11 protein-coding genes and 1 pseudogene are annotated in these 20,355 nt (G+C 49.5%); 7 read left to right on the top strand and 5 right to left on the bottom strand.

Annotated features, from left to right (window positions below; all coding sequences use genetic code 11):
- Nucleotides 1–162: 162 nt before the first annotated feature.
- Nucleotides 163–1,302, top strand: a complete 1,140-nt coding sequence (locus B5D40_RS02420; RefSeq protein ID WP_073303293.1) for a glycosyltransferase — start codon at nt 163–165, stop codon at nt 1,300–1,302.
- Nucleotides 1,303–1,307: 5 nt separating this feature from the next.
- Nucleotides 1,308–3,785: a DNA topoisomerase III gene (locus tag B5D40_RS02415; protein ID WP_078775627.1), complete on the top strand. Its 2,478-nt coding sequence runs from the start codon at nt 1,308–1,310 to the stop codon at nt 3,783–3,785.
- A gap of 922 nt (nt 3,786–4,707) precedes the next feature.
- Here the strand turns inward: B5D40_RS02415 and B5D40_RS02405 are convergent.
- Nucleotides 4,708–5,799, bottom strand: coding sequence for a 3'-5' exonuclease (locus B5D40_RS02405; protein ID WP_078775625.1), 1,092 nt, complete (start codon nt 5,797–5,799; stop codon nt 4,708–4,710).
- Between the two features lie 12 nt (nt 5,800–5,811).
- Nucleotides 5,812–6,366, bottom strand: coding sequence for a hypothetical protein (locus B5D40_RS02400; RefSeq protein ID WP_078775624.1), 555 nt, complete (start codon nt 6,364–6,366; stop codon nt 5,812–5,814).
- A gap of 316 nt (nt 6,367–6,682) precedes the next feature.
- Between B5D40_RS02400 and B5D40_RS15850 the strand changes: the two genes are divergently transcribed.
- From B5D40_RS15850 to B5D40_RS02385, 3 genes and pseudogenes are all read left to right on the top strand, one after another.
- Nucleotides 6,683–7,954 (top strand): carboxymuconolactone decarboxylase family protein, encoded by a 1,272-nt coding sequence (locus B5D40_RS15850; RefSeq protein WP_095849545.1) that lies wholly within the window; start codon nt 6,683–6,685, stop codon nt 7,952–7,954.
- A gap of 61 nt (nt 7,955–8,015) precedes the next feature.
- Nucleotides 8,016–8,835 (top strand): annotated as a pseudogene (locus B5D40_RS02390) (aldo/keto reductase).
- Between the two features lie 31 nt (nt 8,836–8,866).
- Complete coding sequence (locus B5D40_RS02385; RefSeq protein WP_143394428.1) at nt 8,867–9,427, top strand: flavodoxin; 561 nt, start codon at nt 8,867–8,869, stop codon at nt 9,425–9,427.
- Nucleotides 9,428–9,436: 9 nt separating this feature from the next.
- Here B5D40_RS02385 and B5D40_RS15845 read toward each other — a convergent pair whose 3' ends face one another.
- Together B5D40_RS15845 and B5D40_RS15840 are read right to left on the bottom strand one after the other, a co-directional pair.
- On the bottom strand, nt 9,437–9,799 hold the full coding sequence (locus B5D40_RS15845) for a type 2 periplasmic-binding domain-containing protein (RefSeq protein WP_233134275.1): 363 nt from the start codon (nt 9,797–9,799) through the stop codon (nt 9,437–9,439).
- Nucleotides 9,796–10,326, bottom strand: a complete 531-nt coding sequence (locus B5D40_RS15840) for a LysR family transcriptional regulator (RefSeq protein WP_198951031.1) — start codon at nt 10,324–10,326, stop codon at nt 9,796–9,798. Before B5D40_RS15840 ends, B5D40_RS15845 begins: the two co-directional genes overlap by 4 nt.
- A 113-nt stretch (nt 10,327–10,439) precedes the next feature.
- Here B5D40_RS15840 and B5D40_RS02375 point away from each other — a divergent pair, with 113 nt between their 5' ends.
- A complete protein-coding gene (locus tag B5D40_RS02375; protein WP_078775622.1) occupies nt 10,440–11,318 on the top strand; it encodes a glutamate--tRNA ligase family protein in 879 nt (292 codons plus the stop codon).
- Nucleotides 11,319–11,335: 17 nt separating this feature from the next.
- A complete protein-coding gene (locus B5D40_RS02370) occupies nt 11,336–15,424 on the top strand; it encodes a DUF3320 domain-containing protein (RefSeq protein WP_078775621.1) in 4,089 nt (1,362 codons plus the stop codon).
- A 319-nt stretch (nt 15,425–15,743) separates the two neighbouring features.
- On the opposite strand, the gene B5D40_RS02365 is transcribed toward B5D40_RS02370, so the two are convergent.
- Nucleotides 15,744–20,069 (bottom strand): fibro-slime domain-containing protein, encoded by a 4,326-nt coding sequence (locus tag B5D40_RS02365; RefSeq protein ID WP_143394429.1) that lies wholly within the window; start codon nt 20,067–20,069, stop codon nt 15,744–15,746.
- Nucleotides 20,070–20,355: the final 286 nt, after the last annotated feature.

Below are 20,355 nucleotides of genomic sequence, written 5' to 3'. Positions count from 1 at the left end.
TTTTCGTAAAAGCGGCATTTACAGTTTTCGTTTTTCGGGAAGAAAATTCCCAAAGCAAGCAAAATGGGAACAATCTTCTCCATATTTGATTTTTTGAAAAGGCGGCCTTTTTCCCGACAGACGGATAACCGTCAAAAGAATCTTGAATTACATTTACGGAGCATGATTTTGACCCTTTTGGAAACCGCCTTTGTTTCGCTACTCGTCGTCACGGCGTTTTTTTACGCGCTATTTGAATGGCGAATGTTCCGCGCTTTAGGGAAAGTCCATATCGGTCATTCCATCCGAAATCCGTTGCCATCCGTCAGCATCCTCGTTTCTGCCCGGAACGAAGAAGCGGGAATTTCGCAAACCCTTGATTCGCTGATGAAGCAGCTTTATAAAGGGCGATGGGACATTTGGGTGGCCGACGACCGTTCTACGGACCGCACCCCACAGATTCTCGCCGAATACGCCGAAAAATATCCCGATCGCATTCATATTTTGACCATTTCGGAACTTTCGCCGGGAGAAAGCGCCAAAAAGAACGCCATCGCCAAACTGGTCAAAGCTTCCGCCGGGGAAATTCTCCTTTTGACCGACGCCGACTGCATTGTTCCGCCGACCTGGATCCGCGCAATGATGCAAGAGTTCGAGCCGGGAATCGACTTTGTCGCCGGCCACTCCTATATTGAACTTCCAAAAGACCGATTCAACTGGCTTTTAAATATGCAAGCCGTCGAAACGATGGCCTATCGCATTGCCGGAACCGCGGCCCTCGCCATGGGAACGCCGATCACCAGCACCGGAAACAATCTGGCATATCGCCGTCGCTTTTTTGAAGAAGTGCACGGGTTTGAAGGCGTCTCTAAAATCCAGAGCGGCGACGATGACCTGCTGCTGCAGAAACTCGCCCGCGAAGCCCCCTGGAAAGCGCATTATTCCATCGACCCGGAAGCCTTTGTTTCAACGCAAGGCAAAGAAACTTTCCCCGAACTTTGGGAACAGCGCAAACGCTGGGCGTCCAAAACCACTTATTACGCTCCCAAAACGGTTGCCATTTTGACAATGGTCTTTCTCTTTTTCTGCCTGCTCTTTGCCGGCTACATTCTTTCCTTTTTCAGTTTTCCCATTTTTCTCGCCACCCTTTTCGGTTTCCTGATCAAACTGGTCGGCGACACCTGCGTGGAACTCCGCGGACTCCGCATCTTCCAGCAGCAAGAACTTTTCAAATGGTTCCTCCCCGTAGAAATCATTCACGCCCCATTTACTGTATTCGCCGTGCTTTTTGGAATAGCCGGTCATTTTAAGTGGAAAGGTTGAACTCCATGGTCAAAAAAACAGCAACAGACGAAAATAAATTAATTCTGGTCATCGCCGAAAAACCGAGCGTCGCCGCCGATTTGGCACGAGCAATCCCCGCCGGTGGTAAATTCAAAAAAGAAAAGAACTACTACGAAAACGACTGCTATATCATTTCCTGGGCGTTGGGTCATCTGGTCACTCTCTGCGACCCGAAAGAAATTAGCGACAAATACAAAAGCTGGGCAATGGAAACCCTTCCCATTTTGCCAAAGGAATTTGCGCTTAAAGCGATTCCCGAATCCAAATCCCAGCTGACCGCACTTGGCAAACTCATCCGCCGCAAAGACGTCGGCACCATCATCAACGCTTGCGATGCGGGTCGGGAAGGCGAACTGATTTTCCATTATATTCTGGAATTTGAAAAAGGAAAGACCGGACTCAAAGGGAAAAATATTCTGCGCCTATGGATGCAAAGTATGACCCAGGCTTCCATCCGAGACGCCTTCGAGCATCTGCGGACCCAAGAGGAAATGCGGAACCTGCTCGACGCCGCCCTTTCCCGTTCCGAAGCGGATTGGCTCGTGGGCATCAACGGTTCGCGCGGACTGACGGCCTACAACAACCGCTTTGGCGGATTCCAGCTGACTCCCTGCGGTCGCGTTCAAACGCCGACCCTTGCAATGATTGTAAACCGGGAAGAAGAACGGAACAACTTTGTTTCCAGGCCCTATTGGACAATCGAAGGAACGTTTCTGTCAGGGAAATCGGAATATAAGGGCAAATGGATTGACCCGGAACTGAAAGCGGACAAAGATCGAATCTGGGAAGAAGATCGGGCGCAAGAAATCGTCCAAAAATGCCAGAAAAAAACGGGAACCGTTTCCGAAACGACCAAACCCAGCTTTCAAAAATGCGGACCGCTTTACGACTTGACAACTCTCCAACGAGAAGCGAACAATCGCTTCGGATTCAGCGCCAAAACGACGCTTTCCATCGCCCAGGCGCTTTACGAGCGGCACAAGCTCACCTCTTATCCGCGAACCGACAGCCGCGCCCTCCCCGAAGATTACGTCGGCACCGTCAAAAAGACCCTCACCACGATGGAAGGGAATCTCGCTTCCTTTGCACACAAAGCGCTCGACAACAACTGGGTAAAAAAAGATCCGCGCATTTTCAACAATGCCAAAATTTCGGATCACTTCGCCATCATCCCGACGGGAAATAAAATGAAATCGCTCTCCGAAGCGGAACTTAAAATATACACGATGATTTGCCAGCGTTTCATCGCCGTATTCTACCCGCCCGCGGAATACCTGAACACGACCCGCATCACGGAAATCGAAGGCGAAAAATTCCTGACCGAAGGCAAAATCCTCAAAAATCCGGGATTCAAAGAAGTCTATGGAAAAACATCGGACGACGAAGCGAACATCTCGCCCATCGATTCGAGCGGCAAGGCGCAAGCCAAGGAATTCGAAATTTCCGCAGAGCACACCAATCCGCCGCCGCGCTACACCGAAAGCACATTGCTCTCCATGATGGAGAATGCGGGAAAATTCGTCAAAGACGACGAACTCGCCGATGCGATGAAAGACCGTGGCATGGGAACTCCAGCGACTCGGGCGGCCATCATCGAAAAGCTCATCTCGGACAAATACATGGTTCGGGACGGCAAAGAACTGATTCCGACCAGCAAGGCGTTTGGCCTGATTCAAATCGCCCGCGCGATGAAAATCGAGAACCTGACCAGTCCGGAACTTACCGGCGAATGGGAATACCAGCTTTCCCAAATTGAAAAAGGCAAGGAAACCCGTTCCGCTTTTATGCAGGGAATCGAAGAGCTGACGACCAAAATGGTGCACAACATCCGCAGCTTCAAGGAAGAGGACACGCGAAAAGAAGCGGCTTTCAGCCCGGTGAACGGCAAAAAAGTGTACGAAAGCGTTTCCCGCTTTGAAACCGAAGACGGCATTCTCATCCGCAAAATCCTAAGCGGACGTAAAATGAGCGACGAAGAAGCCGTGGAACTTTTGACCCAGCACAAAATCGGGCCCTTGACCGGATTCCGCTCCAAACGAGGCATGGAATTTTCAGCAGGACTCGCCATCGAAGAAGGCAAAGTCAAATTCGTCTTTGACAACGCCGAAAACGAAGAAATCGAATTAGGCGAAGAACTCGGCAAATCGCCCATCGACGGCAGCCCTGTTTTCGACACCTTGACCGCCTACGTTTCGCAAAGCTACGTCGATAAAAAAGAATCCGGATTTCACTTGAACAAAATCATCCTCGGCAAAGAAATCTCCACGGACAATCTAAAGCGACTGCTCACCGGTGAAAAAACGACGCTCATCCAAGGGTTCCGTTCCGCCAAAACACGCCGCCTCTTCGACGCCTATCTCATGCTCGAACCCAAAACGGGAAAAATCAAATTCGACTTCCCGCCGCGCGTGCCCGGCAAAGGTAAGCGATTCTTCAAAAAGAAAAAAGAAGAAACCGCTTAACGGCGAGCGTGCCCCGGCTAAACGGCAACGCCAAAAAGAATTTTCGCCGGGTCGGGCTATATTGCACTAGGCTGCAAAGCCGCAAAATAAGAGCGAAGCAGCTTTGCCGCCAAGAGCAACGGAGCCGCGCAAGCCGCGTCTCCGCCCGTTCGGGTCACTATCCCTCACGCCATTTCCAAAATTCCTCCCAATTCGCCCCTAATCGTTTTTCCAAGGCAGTCGAGTTTTGACACTTCGCGTCTCCCAAAGAGCGTGATAAGGCATCCCTAAAGCAAGGCCGTAATTAGCGGATAGTTGGAAGGGACAATTCGCCTAAAGGAGCGAAGCTCCCAAGACTCATGGGGCTTTGCACAATTCGTCTAAGGGAACAAGTTCCCAAGACTCATGGGTCGCTTTGTTCCTCGCTGGGACGGATTGTGTACAGGAGTCTGCTCGCTTGCGTTCCTTGAGCTGGCGGTTGTTTTTACGTCACCCCGAACCCCAAAGGGGTTATACGACACTTGTCAATTTATTGACTTAGTGGAGTTATCCTCTATGTGGATATACGACACTTGGTAACTTTGTTACCTTAGTGGAGTTATACTCGAAGTGTAGAAGCAATCCTTTTCACGCAGCCAAGATTGCTTCGCCTTGCTCGCAATGACGGGATGCCCACAAGGATTGCCACGGCTGCGCATCCCTGAAACTGGGAATCTCCGATTCCATAGTTGAAGTATCTCTGGAAGAGACAATTCGCCTAAAGGAAGCAGAGCTTCCAAGGCTCATGGGGCGAGCACCTCGCAGTCTGCGAGAAGAAATTCATCTTGTGAAAGAAAGTTCCCTCTTTGAAAAAAAGTTCACCCTTTGAAAAATTTTTCAATTGCGAATATCGAATGGAAGATACATACAATTCTTTCCTGCGCGGCCTGAAAAAACGCAGCATTCACGGCAAGAATTGCACCCGCACACCCCTGCGAAGCAACGCCTGCCGAAGAATCGGCACCAGATTTTCCGTTTGTTCAAACGGGATCAGATTTTCCAAAATGTCAAAAAGCCGCACCTCGCATTCTTCCCGCACAAACGTGAAGCCGCAAACCTTGCCGCCCTGCACAATCACCACGCCACATTCCCCATGGGAGCGCCCCGGCAAAAACATCGCCAAGTCGGGCAAGGGAGCGCCGACATCCGGCAATTTACGCACTACCGCATTGCACGGGAAACGCGTTTTCGCCAATTCCGATTCCAAATACAGTTTGGACAAAATTTCCGAGCCGAGTTCCTTCACCCGAATATCCCAAATTCCATCCGTCAATCCTTTAAGGGGCGACCTCCGCGTATTGGAAAGCAGTTCCAATGCCCGACTGCGAAGATTCCGCGCCGCCGTCGCATACAAGACCCCGCTTTTCCCCATAAAATAAAGAATTCCCGGATGCCGCGAAATCTGCATCACACGCTCTTCCGTCCAATTCTTCGGATAAAACAAGGGCTTTTTCCCGCCGCGCAACAACTCTTCTATTTGCGCAAATCCCCCGCTTTCATTCGCATGTATCAAAACCCGCGCCGCAGCCATCGCATCGTTCAAAGCGTGGTGCTGGTCAAAATCCGGAAGCCCCAATTCGGCGACCAGTTCATGCAGGCTGTATTTGGCAAGTCCCGGGAAAACCCGGCGGGACAATTTGACCGTACAAAGTCGTTCCGGCGAAAAATCCAACCCCGCCCGTTTCATTTCCGCTTCAAGAACTCCATAATCCGAAGCCACATTATGCGCGACAAAGACGCGCCCATCCAAAAGCGCATCGACCTTTTCCGCGATTTGTTCAAACTCCGGCGCATTCTTCAGTTTTTGCGGCGTAATTCCCGTTAAATTCTGAATAAAAGGCGACAGTTCTCCGTCCGTATGCACAAACGAGCTGAACGAATCCGTTATTTTCCAATCATCGACAAGGACAATTCCTATTTCGACAATGCGGGCATATTCCGGTTTACCGCCCGTCGTTTCTACATCGACAACCGCAAAATGGGGAGCTTTTTCCATGGCCCATTCCCGTCAGCGGACATCAAAATCCACGGAACTGTAGCCGTTTTCAATCCGAGCCTTGATCTTTTGCCCTTTCACTTTCATTTGCAAAGGTACCGACAAAAGGTAAGTCACGTTGGCGACATCGGAAAGTTGCGCTTCCGATTCCGAAACCGATGCCTTATAGACCTGCTTTTTCCCGACCCAAATCGTATAGGTGAAAGTTCTGGGATTGCCGCGATGCACCTGGCTTTCGTCCGCACAAAAATGGACGATGCCTCCCACAGGAAGAGTACGCAAACTGTCCCGAATTTTATCTTCGGGCTCGTCGTTCGCTTCCATGCGCATCCGCATATCCCCTTCCAATTTATCCAAAGGTTCGTATTCAATGGAAACATTCGTCTGCATATCTTTCGGGATCGCCGATTCCCGAATGTCACGGACGCGGGAATTGTTCTGGTAATACTCCCAACGGCCATTATCGTGCAAAATCACGATTCTCCCGCCCGACGTCGTCGCGGTCACATCTTCTGCAAATGCCGCAAGTGCGAGCGAGAGCACTCCAAAAATCCATTTTTTCATCATATCCAGAATCTAGTCTTTTTTATGCAAAAACGGAGAAATTTTGCGTTCCAACCGCAACAAAGCCACCGAGACGTATAAACTTTTCGTTCATACAATGACAACCGATTCAAGATTCTCAAAAAACACGGGCTTTGATATATTTTTTGAAGCCGCCATCTAAAAAGGCTTTGGCGAACGCTTCGGCAAGCTCAGCAACCATGCTTCGGTCCCTGAGTTTATCGAAGGGCGGTAACCGCCTGCCGAACTAGTCGAAGGGTGGTCCCTGAGCCTGTCGAAGGGCACCAATGAGGCCTTTAACCATTATTACGGAGAATTTATGCTGATGAAAAAAATCTTGCCTGGAATTTTTGCAGGAATTGTCGCGTGCTCCCCGCAAAACGGAGAAAAAAAAAATAGCGCCAAGCATTTTGACTCGTTCAAAAAAACAGACCCGGAACTTTTTGAAATCCTTTCCCATGTCGCCGATTCCGAAATTCAGCCGCTCTTGCCCGCCGAAAACCCGGCGGATATACCGACAGCCAAAGAAGCCTCGCTTTCCAAACTGGCGGTGCTCATGGGTTCACAAAGCGTAGAACTTTTCAAAGCGGAACTCCGGGCGGCTTTAGGGACATCGACAACTCCAGAGGAAGTTCGCGAACTGGTTTATCAGGGTGTCCCCTACTTGGGAATCGGGCGTGTGCTGCCCTTCATTTATGCCAAAAACGAAGTATTTGAAAGCATGGGCATTTCCATTCCGGAACCAAACAAAGATGCGGTCCATGTCAGTCGGCAAGAAAGCGGCACCCAAAAACAGGTAGAAATTTTCGGCGAACGGATGCGTGAATTTTACAAATCCGGACCGGAAGAAAGTCGGCACATCAATTATCTGCTTGCCGCCAACTGCTTCGGCGATTACTACACGCGCGCAGCACTCGATGCCAAAATGCGGGAACTTTTGACTTTCTGCTATCTTTACGCACAGGGCGATGCAGAACCGCAGTTCATTTCCCATGCGGCGGCGAATTTACGGATGGGACGCTCCAAACAATTCCTGATAAACATCATCTCTTTGAATATCCCCTATATGGGTTATCCCAGAACATTGAATGCTCTTCGCGGGATTCAAGAAGCGGCAAAGTCCTTTGAAAAAGCCGAAAATCAAAACAAAGAAAACGATCAAATGGCAAACCGGGCGGAATTTGACAAGCAGAACATTTTTGGAAAAGGAAAGCCCAACACCGCCTACGCCAAATACTTCATCGGCAATTCCTTCCTGAATCCGGTAACGAAGGCGGGCGAACCCATTTCAATTTCCAATGTCACTTTTGAACCGGGATGCCGAAACAACTGGCACATTCACCATGCGACAAAAGGCGGCGGACAAATTTTAATCGTCACAGCGGGAAGCGGGTGGTATCAAGAAGAAGGCAAAGATCCGCAATCCCTGAACCCGGGCGACATCGTGGAAATTCCCGCCAATGTCAAGCACTGGCACGGCGCAAAAGCCAATTCGTGGTTCAGCCATCTGGCTTTTGAAATTCCCGCCGAAAATCCGAGCAACGAATGGCTGGAACCCGTTAGCGATGCAGAATACGCCAAACTGAAATAAGCAAAGGCCCAACAAAAAAAGGACTCAATATGGATACGTGGAATTAAACAATCATGTAAAAATGCCCATCCTGGGTTACGGCGTTTACCAGACTCCGCCCGAAGAAACCGAGCGCTGCGTTCTGGACGCCATCGCTCTCGGCTATCGTTCCATCGATACGGCGCAGGCTTACGGCAACGAAGAAGGCGTCGGCGCGGCCATTCAAAAAAGCGGCGTCCCCCGTGAAGAGCTTTTCGTCACGTCCAAAATCTGGATTTCAAACGGCGGCTATGAAAAAGCGAAAGCTTCCATTGAAGAATCGCTTCGCAAATTGCGCACAAGCTATCTGGACTTGATGCTTATCCACCAGCCTTTCAACGATTACTATGGATCTTACCGGGCAATGGAAGAAGCTTACAAAAGCGGAAAAATCCGCGCTATCGGCGTGTCCAATTTTTACTCCGACAGGCTCATCGACATTTGCAACTTTGCCGACGTAATGCCCGCGGTAAACCAGATTGAAACCCACGTTTTCCAGCAGCAAAAGGAAGCGCGGAAATTTTTGAACAAATACAATGTCCGGCATGAAAGCTGGGGCCCGTTTGCCGAAGGCCGCAAAGACTTCTTTTCCAATCCCGTATTAAAATCCATCGGTGAAAAATACGGAAAAAGCGTTGCCCAAACGGCACTCCGTTTTTTAATCCAAAGCAGAGTTATCGTGATTCCCAAATCCACGCACGCCGAACGCATGGAAGAAAACTTCAGCGTCTTCGATTTTTCGTTGAGCGAGCAAGATATGCAGGACAATCGCCGCACTAGACGAAAAGGAAAGCGCATTCTTTTCGCATTACGATCCGAACACCGTAGAATGGCTGATTGCATTCAGCAAAGGCAAATCGTGAAAATTGCAAAAATGGCATTCGGATTTCTTCTATGGATTTTCTGCGGAATTCTTTTTGCCGCAGAGCCCGAAGGCATTCAGACAAAAGTGGCCGTCATCTATTTTTTCCGTGCGGGAGAAAACTACGCGTCGGCAACGTAAAAAAAGGCAACACCGAAATCCTTGCCGAAATCATCGCCAAGGAAACCGGCAGCAACCTGTTCAAAATCGAACCGGAAAAGCCCTATTCCGAAAAGTACGACGAATGCGTAAATCTCGCCAAAAAAGAACAACTCGACAAAGCTCGTCCGGCGTATAAAGGCGACATCGCCGATCTTTCAAAATATGAAACGATTTATTTGGGATATCCGAACTGGTGGGGCGACATGCCGATGATCGTGTATCATTTTTTGGAAAGCCACGATTTTTCGGGCAAAAAAATCTACCCGTTCTGCACACATGAAGGCAGCGGATTATCGGGCACCGTGCAAAATATTCAAAAAACCTGTCCCCAAGCAAAAGTGGAAAAAGGATTGGAAATGCACGGTTCCACAGCGCAAAACGACCCGAAAACAGCAGAGAAAAAAGTCCGCGAATGGCTGGGCAAAAAGTAGTCTGCCATTTCACACGATTTTTTTTACAGCATCCAAAAAGCGAAGCGTTCTGGCATCCGCCGACTTGGAATAGCAAAGCCCGTAGTCGATTTCATAATGCAAGTCCACAACGGGAAGCGTCACCAGTCCCGGATGCACGTCTTTCCAGCAATCCAGATTCAAAAGAAGGGTTCCCGATTCCGCACAGCGATTATAAACGTCAATGTCGTAAAAATAACCGATTTCTTTCAGGTGGATTTGCGGATGCTTCTTTTCGAGTTCTTCGTGCAGGCGATCGTTCGTCGGCGAATCTCCCCGACTGACCATCACCAGAGTTTCCCCATAAAGATCGGAAAGCTTCAACTCTTTTTTTGCCGCCAGCTTGTGCGTCACAGGAACAGCGACGCATTTCTTACAAGTCCCCAGTTTGTAAAAATTCGCCCGGGAAAGCCATTCTCGAGAATCGCAGGCGCCGACAAAAAATCAAAATGCCGTCCGAGGCCGCTTATCACAGAAAGGATATTCTGGTTTGCGTCTTCAAAAGGAACGATGCTGATTTTGAAAGAAGGAAATTGCGCGCTGACTCGCGGCCACAATTCCATAAACGCCTTGCAGGGATTTAAAATCGAAGAACCGATGCGTATCGTCTCTTCACCATTTTTCAGCTTGCCGCGGATTTTGGCCAACGCCTTATCGGCATAGTCGATGATGAACTTTGCTTCTTGATATAAAGCTTTGCCGCTTTCCGTCGCTTTCACCCCCTGCCGGTTGCGCTCAAACAAGGGAATCCCCAACTGGACTTCCAACTGGTTCATCTGTTTCATCACCGCCGTCGGCGTCAAATAAAGCACTTCCGCCGCCTGGGTAAAACTCTGCTGTTCCACGACAGCGACAAAGGTTTTTAATTCATAGCGATACATCGCCTAAATAGTAAAAAGTTTTTGAAAAGCTATCGGCATCCGGTAAAAATATTGTAGAGCATAAAAAGAGGTCTGATATAAAAATTTTTATTATTTTCATAGCGCATTTTTCTATGAACCCGTTCCCCTTTACACGCTTTGCCCCCAGTCCCACCGGTTATTTGCATCGAGGGCACGTCCTTTCGGCTTTATTCGTGTACGCCGCCGCCGAACATTTCGGATACCCGATTCGCCTGCGCATCGAAGACCACGACAAAAGCCGGGCTCGGCAAGCTTACATCGACGCCATCCGCGAAGATCTGGAATGGTTGGGATTTTCCTGGGAAGCGGAATCGATCCAAAGCGCCAACGAAAACCGCTACCTTCGATTTTTCCAAAAACTGAAGGAGGAAAACCGCATTTACGCCTGCGATTGTTCCCGAAAATTTACATTCGAGACGAATCCCACCAACAGCGAAGGCGAAGCCATTTACCAAGGCCACTGCCGCCATCTAGATTTGCCCTTTACGGAAAAAAATGCCGTCCGATTTAAAACCCCGAGCGCCACCATCGAATGGAACGATCTGCGACTGGGAAAATTTTTCGAAAATCCCGCCGAGCAATGCGGCGACTTTGCCATCAAAGACAGGGCGGGGCAATGGACTTACCAATTCGCCGTCGTCGCCGACGACCTGGAAGAAGGAATCGGCCTTGTCGTCCGCGGAGAAGACCTGCGCGCCTCTACCGCACGCCAAATCGCCCTGAGCCAAGCCCTCGGCAGAAAAACGCCGCCTCTTTTTTTGCACCATCCGCTCATCTGCGCCGAATCGGGGAAAAAACTTTCCAAAAGAGAGCACGCCGCAAGCATCCGGGGCGAGCGGGAACTCGGCATTTCCCCCGAAAAGCTTCTGGGAGAAGTCTGCGTTCAAGCCGGACTGCTTTCCTCGTTCAGGTTACTTTCTGTTAACGAATCCATTCTGCTGGCAAAAAAGCATCTATTTTCCAAAATTTGAAATATATTCCGGTATATATGGCGGACGACCTGTTTCATAAACTCTTAAATCTTCGCGAACCCTCTTTCGATTTGAATCATCAGAGCCGACTTTTGAATTTTGTCCCCCAGGCAAAATTCCAGACGCCGCTGATGTCCGAAGACGGCATTGCCTTTTTGGAAAAATGGATGCGCAAACCCGTCGCACTCCCATTGTCTTTGTTCGCTCCGGTGACTGCGGCTTTTTCGGATACAAGCCAGAGCAATCTCTTTGCCGACATCCGATACGCCATTCGTTCTTTGGAAGAGGGCACCGGGGAACAGAATGCGTTTTTATGCATCGGCTTTTTGAAATCCCAAGGGTTGGCCCCGCTCCTGCTCGTCCCCGTCCAAATCGACACGAAAAATCTGACGGTCTCCCTTTCGGCGAACCCACCCATAGAAAACATTCCCCTCCGCGTCAAGAACAAAGAAACGCTAAAATTTCCCGTGGCAAAAAATTTTGTCATAGGCGGAACGTTCCAGATTCGGAACTACTTTGACGCTGTTCAAGAAGCAATCGCCCCTTTCCCGGAATGGCGCAGTACTTCCCGCGGGCTATTTATCGGCTTTTACGATTCCGCAAGCCTTTACGCATTCAACGATATGGAATCCGAAAGCTGGAAACAATTTGATTTGACCGGTCATCTTTTATCCCAGCTGCTTTCTTCCGAAGGTTTCCACGTCGTCGAATCCGATTTGGATTCCAGCAATCCCAACGACATTTTCAACCCAACCGAGCATTTTTTCACGCACATTCTGGATTCCGAAGCGAACACGGCCTTATTGGAGTCCCTTTCTCCCGCAAACGATCTTTGCGTTGTCGAAACGCCTCCCGGTTCTTCTGGGGAAGAATTTTTGGCCAATTATATTTCCGAAAGCGTCTCCACCGGAAAAAAGGTGTTGCTGACCTACAAAAGAAAAACCTCCTTTGCCCGCTTTGAAAAAACGTGGAACCCGCAAAGGCCCGAGTACAAAGACACGACTTTGGAAAAAGCGCGCGAAGCTCTATCCCAAGCAAGGGCTGCGGTCGTCAATTACGACAAGGCGATAAACCAGCCGATTCCCATCGGAGGCTGCTCCTTGGCAGACGCTCTGGCGGCACTTGCCCAAAATACCAACCGCAAAAAAAACTGGCCCGATTCCACATTCAGCGGCTCCGAAAATTTAAGCAAAGAACAATTTCATTCCGCGCAAAGCAACCTGCAAGATCTTCTGGAAATTCTGGATCGCGACAATTCCCAAAAAGCCCTGGAAGCCTACGACGGCGGTCTTTTGGATTCCACAAACGAACTGCAAAAGAAAAGGCTTGCCGAAAAATTAAAAAGGGCGAACGAAAAATTTTCCACTCTATCCACTTTGGCGGAAAGCGTCTCCAACGTTCTCTTTTTCAATCAGAATATCGACATTCAAACCCTTTCGGATTTAGGAAACGCCATTTCCCCGGATTTCAACAATTCCACTCCTTCTTTTGACGGCTGGGCTTTGGAATCCAAAGACTGGACGACTTTCAAAGATTCCTTGCAAGCTCTTCCCAACGCCGGAACCATCTGGTCGGAATTTCGCAGAACAGGCTCGCCCATTTATGTAGATGGCGCCATTGACATGCAACTTGGCGTTGCCCGGGAAATTCTCAAGGACAATTTAGACCGCACGTTTAAAGCTTTCTCCGAATACTATCACAATGCGCGGAAAACCCTGCTGCGCACGCTGAAAGACCCGAAACAAGGCCGCAACGACGCCGACCTGCTCGCTCTTACAGACAAGCTCATCCAGCTGCAAGACAGCAAAAAACTCTACACGAACACTTCGGCTCTTGCCGGTCGGCTTTTCGGAAAGGATTGGCAATTTGAACACACCAACTGGATTGTTCTCGACGCCAAAATCCGCTGGTTCTACAATTTTCGGCAAAAGGCCGAAAAATCCGAGAACGCCTCTCTCGCTTATGCGATTCTCTCAAAATACAGCCAGATTAAAAATCAAATTAGCGATGCCCAGGCTCTGCGGAAATTGTGCCGCCAAGCGCAAGAAGATTTTGACGATCTTTGCCGCGAATTTCAATTCCAGAAAGCGGACGACTACAAAAGCGTCACCGAGCAAGCGGAACTTCTTCAAAAATGGGAAGCCGCCCTTCCGCTTTTACCCATCTTTACCCAAATCCAATCCAAGCGCAAAGAATTGCGAGAGCAAAAGCTGGACGAACTGGAAAAAGCCATTGTCTCTTCGCATCCGGGCAAAGAATTTCTGGCTGCCGAATTTTCCAGATTCTGGCATTCCCTGCAAATTCAAAGAGCGTGCAACATATTCCCGGAACTTTTTTCATCGACGCCCAAAATCCATACCAAACACGCACGCGATTTTCGAGAAGCCTCCGACGATCTTTGCACCATGAACCTGCGTTTTGCCAAAAACGTCGTTCAAAAAAATCCAAAGCTGCTGACCATTCTTCCCATCGGGCAGGTCGCAAGCAACCTTTCTAAAGAAGCTAGGCAATTCGATGTCGCCGTCATTCTCGATGCCGAAGCCATTCCGCCCAACCAGGCGATCCCTGCGCTTCTTCGTTCCCAACGCGCTATTCTTTTTGGCGATTCCAATTTACCGACACCGCCGTTTCCCAATGTTCTAGGCGAGGAACGCCTGCCTCCTTTTATCGCTTCACAATTTGAAAGCATCCTCTCCTATTCTTTATACAAAGGTGCCAAACTTTCGTTTTTAGCTTTAAATAGTTTGCACAAGCACCCTATCCTTATCGATTACGCCAACCGAAACATCTACAACCAAAAAATCAAAAAGCTGCCGCCGCCTAATGCCGAAATTCCAAACGACATTCAGGTCTCGATGGTTCAAGATACTTCGCTGGCAATCGCCGATGCAGCGGCAAAGCACGTCGAACAGCACCCGATGCAATCTCTCGGCATCATTGTATTCACCGAAGAACGTCGCAAAAGCGTCTTCCAGGCCATTCAGAAAAAAATCCATGAGCATCCCGATTTAGGATTTTTCCTTTCCCCGAAAGACGCCCTGCGCGACCCTTACGTCAGGTTGCCCGAAGAAGCTTCCGGAAATTTTCGCGATGTTCTTTTTATTTGCGCAGAACCCGTTGCGGCTATCGCCAATCAAGGATTCAACGCCAAATCCGTCCATGTCTGCGCAACTCACGCGCTTTCGTGCCTGCGCATCTTTACCAGCGAACCCTTTGAAAAAAGTTCCTCGGCAAATGCAGGCGTTCGCGCCTATGCGGATTTCCTGTCCTTTGTACAGACAGCAAAAGAAATTCCCTTGTTCAAAGCAAATCCCCTTTTGGCAACTCTCGAAGAACACATTTTCCAAAATTTGGATTCCGACCAATGCCAAATTGAAAAAAATTGGGGATACAACGGCGCATCGATTCAATTCGCGGTCCATGACAGCAACAATCCGGAACATTTTCTGCTGGGCGTGGAAACCGATTCTTCAAATGGTTATCTGCGGGAATCGGTAGAAGACAGGCTTTACTTGCGAAATAAAATTTTGGAACATCTGGGCTGGAAAATCATTCGGCTCTGGTGCCCCAACTGGTTCCGCTCTACCCATGACGAATGCGAACACGTCCTGACAACGATTGCCGTTGAACAGAGCGTCGCCCCGCCTCCGCGCGAAAAAAGCAGAGAAGAAGAGGAACCCGAATTTCACGTCGAACCTTATAAAATCATCAATCCCAAAATTGAAGGAAGCGTGCACGACGTCCCTATTCCGGAGCTTGCAGCCAAACTTTTGATTTTGCAAATGAAATTTTATATCGACGCGGAATCGCCGATTCACGAAAAAAGTCTCATCCGCCGAGTTTTGCATTTGCACGGTCTGCACAGAGCGGGCCCCGTCGTCGTCCGGGCGATTAAAAACGCCATCGTCCAAGGTCTCGCCAAAAAAGCGTTCATCAAAACGGGTCAATTCTTCTATACGACCAATAACAAGCCCGTTGTTTTGCGCGACCGCAGTGCCCTCCCCGAAGAGGAGCGCAAACTGGTTTTCGTCTCTCCCGAAGAGAAAGAACTTTTCCCGCCCGGAACAGACGAACAGACAATCAAAGAAACTCTAGGGCTGCTTTAAGGCCTTCTCTAAAAATGGCTTTAGTGGTCCAACGGGTTCACCAAGAGTGAACGGTGTTCCGTCCCCCCGTATCCCCGCTTTCCCGTCATTTTATATTAAACATTGCGAACCGTGCTACATCGTCACCCCGAACCGTGCTACATCGTCATTGCGAACCCTTTAGGGTGAAGCAATCTTCATGCGCGTCAGGATTGCCGCGCCTACGGCTCGCAATGACAGAGCGAAAAAACTCCTCGCAAGATGTAGCGCCACTGCTCATAAAAAAATTCCGCCCCAGTAGAGCGGAACCTTTGATTGCAAGAACTCGGTGTTAACGAACCTATTTTGTCGTGCGGCGAACGCCCCAAATTTCCGTTACATTGTGTTTGCCTTTCTTGCCCAAAACCGGAATAGTCGCATGAGTACTGAGTTTTGCAATATAGGCTCCTGTTCCAGCAAGACGTCCTTTGGAAGTCACCATATCCCAGGCGACATAAACATATCCGCGATTGTTACGGCAGTCTCCGCCAAAGAATTCCTGATCAGAACAAGCGATGGAACCCTTCTTATGCACCACAAAAGTGCCCAAATTGGTGAAAATATCCAGTTCATAATGCAATTTCACATCGTCAATGCTGACCTTTCCGGCTGCAATCAAGGAATCCAATTTCGGATCGGTAAGAATGTTGCCCATATCCGTTTTGATAATATAACCGAGAGTGTTCGGATATTTTTCAAGCAGCGTTCCTACAGAATCGTAAATGCCCAAGAAATAGGTCTGAACCGGAGGAGCCTTCAAGTCCGCTTCGGAATTGACCGTTCCCATCTTGATGCTCGCTATCGTCGATTGGGCGTCACCTTCCAGAAGCATCCACGGCGACGGCACAACGACATCGTAATCCGTAAGACCGTTTCCGTTAGCATCTGTCAGGATTCCGGGTTTGGCTCGGACAAAATCACCCGACTGCGGAATAGAACCAAGAGAAGCATTAAAGAACATCGTCACATTCGAATCCACGATATTGGCATTGGTCGCAGTGACTTCCGTATATTTTGCTGAACCCACCAAATCGGTAGCCGAGCGCAAATAATACATGAAGAGCGACTTGAGATCGGATTCCGCCGAAACGACCGGTTCCGAGAAAGTTACCCGAACTTGGAAAAGGCCTTCGGACATTTCCGAAATCGTTCCGCGGGTAATAATCGGAGCAACCTTGTCTTCAGCCGTTTTGCTGAATCCCTGGTGAGCGACAACGCCGTTCTTTTTGAAGCTCGCCCACGAATGAACCATAGCTCCGGAATGCGTGGTCTGCACTTCGGACGAAAGCGAAAGCCCACTAAAAGCCAGCACCGAGTCATAAAGGTCTCCGCTCGGCAGCAATTTTGCCGCCGCTTCAATCTGGGAGCGGGAGAGCGTTACCGCTTCTGTAGAATCCAGCGACCAGGTTACAATAATGGAATCCGGCAAAGAGTCCAATTTGAAAGGACGATGGTAACTAATCCAAAGCGAATCCGCAATGCCGTCCAGATATTCGTCCCGCGTAAAGTTCTGATCTAGACCCGCATAGGTTTTCGGCTCGCCCTTGGCGTCAAATACCATCACGGAATCGGGCAGAGGTACCGGAGGTTCACTAAAGACCAAGCCGCGGTAGGTCGCAAAAATCAGAGAGTTCTCCGTGGTCGTCACCGTGATAAACGCACTGTCCAAAGTCAAATCATCCGGATAGCGTTTCGACGAGCGGAAGCGGATTTCGGCCTTGCCTTCCACCATTTCCAGAGAAGTTCCCGTCAGGCCTTCCGAAGATTGTGCCGGATCCACCACCAAGCCATAGGAGCAACTGGTGCAAGGGGTTCCTGTCGTCGGATCGAACATAATGATATAAGCTTTGTATTCCGCACCGCGATACAAAATGGAATCCTCGCTGATATTCCAGTTGCCATAGGGCGGATTGATTTGTTCCGAGTAAGTGGAATCCACAAACGCAATTGCCGGGAGCGTAAACGTCAAAGCCAGCTTTTTATTGCGCACCCAAATTGACTTGGTAATGGACGAACTCGTCATCGCCGCAAGAGGAACCGTCGCCCACAGCGTATCTATGCCACGCGCACCGACTGTCTGGATATCGCTCGATGTCAGCGGAGTCTGAGACGAGCTGTCTGCAAAGACCATCAATCCATCATCAAAAGACGGCGTATAGCGTTCATCTACAGCACCTTCCAAGTCCACATCCAGATTGCCGTTTTCCAGAGCATCGCCAATGGCTCCGACAAACACAGGAATGCGAACGCCGGCCATTGCCGAGGTGACCACCTTGTAAACATGCCCCGTCGAATCCTGGCCATTTTCGGTCAGAACGTCCAGAGTTCCAGCAACACGAATTGTGGCTATCGTCGTCTTCTTGTTATTGACCGAAGCGATAAGTTTGTAAGTGCCGGAAGGAAGGCCCGCAACAGCGGCTTTGTTAATCACCGGCTGATACCAGCTTGAAGAGAAATCGATAGCACCAAAGAATACCTTTTGCCCACTCGCATAAGCAGAAGCGAAATAGGATTCGTCCAAAGTCGTTCCGCTTGCCGTCGTATAAGGGGAACTTCCCTTGTAAAGCGCATAGGTCAAAGTGACGATTCCCGCCATTGCGTCATTGCAATAAACCTTTGTTTCCGTTCCCGAAGCACCGGAAAGCGCCGCAGCGCAATCGCCCGCACCGGTTTCCTCGTAGCAGATATTATAACGGTCGCCTTCACCCACATAAGAGGTATCCTTCGTGCGATTGATACCCGTATTCTGCTGGATATACATGTTCGTGTTAATGCGGACATTACTCATCGTGGTTCTGCGGTCGCAGAAGAAGATGTCCAAATCGTAGGTTTCGCCTTCGACAAACGGATTGCCGTTCTTGTCGGTCAAGTTGTCCAGCACGGCGTAGCCTGGAGCGGCAAGGTGCGTTCCGCCCAAGTCCACAGCCAGTTTGCCACCAATGAAGACCCAAATGTCATCGTCGCCGCGGAAGTTGAAGCGAAGCCCCGGCTTATAAACGAATTGCGCATGGCTTTCAAAACAGAATTGCTGGTTGCGCGTACTCGTCCAACGATACGTTCCTCCTTCAAGCGGAGTATCCGTTCCGTCCTTAAAGCTCGGCCAACCTGCCGGTCTGCTGTCCTGGCAAGACCAACCCCACATGCACGCATCCGTAGCCCCCAACCAAGAGTTGACGGCAGCAATATCGTCATCCCCGTTGGCAAAACGACCGGAACAATCATCCATTCCTCCGAGCCAACCTGCTCCGTTGCAAAGCAAATCAAATTTTTGCGCATTTTCCACAGGGTCCACTTCACGAAGCAGCGGTCCCACAAATACGGGGCCTTCGGCGCCGCGTTTCGTTCTTGCTGCAGGAAGCGGGGAGGATCCGTAACTCGTCAAAACATCCGCGTCTGTCGTCTGTTCCGTCGGATAAAATCCGCCTTGGGCCGTCAAACCTTTGCTCGTATAGTAATCGGAATTGAATTCCCATTTACCATAAGAATCACGATTAAACGGAAGGTCAAAGCACGTCATTTCGTTCACACCCGTAGTCGGATGGAAAAGCTGATTGAAAAATGCTTCGCTAATAAAGCACGTTTCACCCATACCCCCCATCGCCGTCGTTTTCAGGAGAGGCTTTTTGTCCGGTCCAAGCGTATCTTGGACGATCCCATGCGTAACGCCGATACAGGCATTTACCGCTGCCTGAGCCTGAACAGCAGACACTCCCTGCGCACCATACTGGCATCCCTCGCCCCCAGCGGAGTAACAGCTAAACGCCGGATGCAAACTCGCATCGGAATCATAAATAATCGCCGCCAAATGGTATTCGCAATTGCCGTCCACCATCGGATCTGTAACGGCAAATCCCTTGTCCGCTTCCGGGAAATCGTCCGGCCACATACTCGGATCCGACATAAAGAAAATCATGTTCGTGCTGAAAGAAGAGAACAAATCATTCATCGGGATGGCTGTCGGCGCATCTCCTGCCCCATCGTAACCATCCCAGCCGATCAGTTCGCCGCGTTCCGTGTCGGAATCCCTGTAAATCGTGATCGATGCGGGAACTTCCTGATTGAACCATACATAATAGAACCAGCCGCAACGGGTCGGGTCCGTAGACATAGCGACCCCGGTTTTCCCGCCGTCTGTACTCAGCATGGGAATGGAGCTGTTCCAAAGCTGATCGTCCGGGGGAAGGAAATAAAAGTACTTGGCATTGGGAGGATCAGAGGAAATAACGGTCTTTCCCGCCGTCGTCGGATCTTCGTAAATATAAAGGCTTTCGGAAGTACCGAAGTCCGAACAACTGATTTTATCGCTCTGATTCCAGCCTGTTACATTATATTGGGATTTCGTAATTCCAAAGCCGTTCCAATCCGAAGCGGCAAAGAAAAAATCCTTGGCATATTGAGACCCCACGGAATTGGCTTTTATCACATACCATCCATCCGAAAGCGACGTGCTTGGAATTAAATTAAAACCACCATCCACCACCATTTGAAACGATGACCACCCCGGATCAGCGACATATATATTACCCGAACAGCTAAGAGCCCAAGTCTGAGCCGCCCCCAGCAAAAGCGAACAGCCGAAAACCGCTTTCGCGAGCCAGGACTTGACGTGTTTTCCATTTTCTTTCATAACATCTCCAAAACCAATCGCATCATCCCGTGCACAGGAGTCCGCAAATGACAGCCAAAAAACGGCTTTTGCCAAAAGTCGCTTTTATTCGCTTGAAAACTATCCTTTTTTTTGGGGAAAGGGTAGTTTTTTATTCGCTTACCCCCTATTTTTGCGTTTACATGTGATACCAAACGCCTTTTTTAGCAAAAAAGGGGCGGAGTGGGGAGTTGGTAGTTATCAGCTGCCAGCCGTTTTTCTCGTTTTCGGGCTTCAAGTAAATGAAAAAAGCCTATTTCGAAGCAAT

It is taken from the genome of Fibrobacter intestinalis, assembly GCF_900167415.1.
Lineage (GTDB): Bacteria > Fibrobacterota > Fibrobacteria > Fibrobacterales > Fibrobacteraceae > Hallerella > Hallerella intestinalis.
Note: the sequence above shows the minus strand (reverse complement) of the source record. Positions and strands in the feature narration are given on the sequence as shown.